Here is a 522-nt window from a genome sequence, read left to right as displayed (position 1 = left end):
AGTTCGCGCGAGTGGCCGCCCATCTCGTAGGCGTCGATGGTCGCCGCCACGTGCATGGCCAGCGGGCCGTGGGACACACACACGCCCTTGGGGCGTCCGGTCGAACCGGAGGTGTAGATCACGTAGGCGAGTTGAGACGGATGGATCGGCACCTCGGCGGCCAGCGTCGGGCCGTTGCCCACCATGTCCAGCGTCAGCACCGGCAGAGAAGCCGGCGCCGGCAGCGTATCGAGCAAGGCCGGCTCGGTGACGAGCAGCCGGATCGCGCTGTCCTCGAACAGATAGGCCAGCCGGTCCTTGGGATAGGCCGGGTCGAACGGCACATAGGCCGCGCCAGCCCGCATCACGGCCAGCAGCGTGACGATGATGTCGAGCGAGCGGGGCAGGGCGATGCCCACACGATCCTCGGCGCCGATGCCGCGTGCATGAAGCACGGCGGCCAGCTGGTCCGCACGCGCCAGCAGTTCGCCATAACGCAGCGTCTGCTCGCCACAGGTCACGGCAACGGCCTGCGGCTGCGCC

General features: G+C 69.5%; 1 protein-coding gene. It reads right to left on the bottom strand.

The genetic code is table 11. The features are described 5' to 3' along the window. Positions 1-522, bottom strand: a 522-nt coding sequence (locus AC1RQK_RS40520) for an AMP-binding protein (protein WP_492815287.1), incomplete at both ends; no start/stop codon positions are given.

This window comes from Cupriavidus sp. GW822-FHT02D05 (assembly GCF_058802485.1).
The sequence above is the reverse complement of the archived record's forward strand: the minus strand, read 5'-3'. Positions and strand labels throughout refer to the sequence as shown.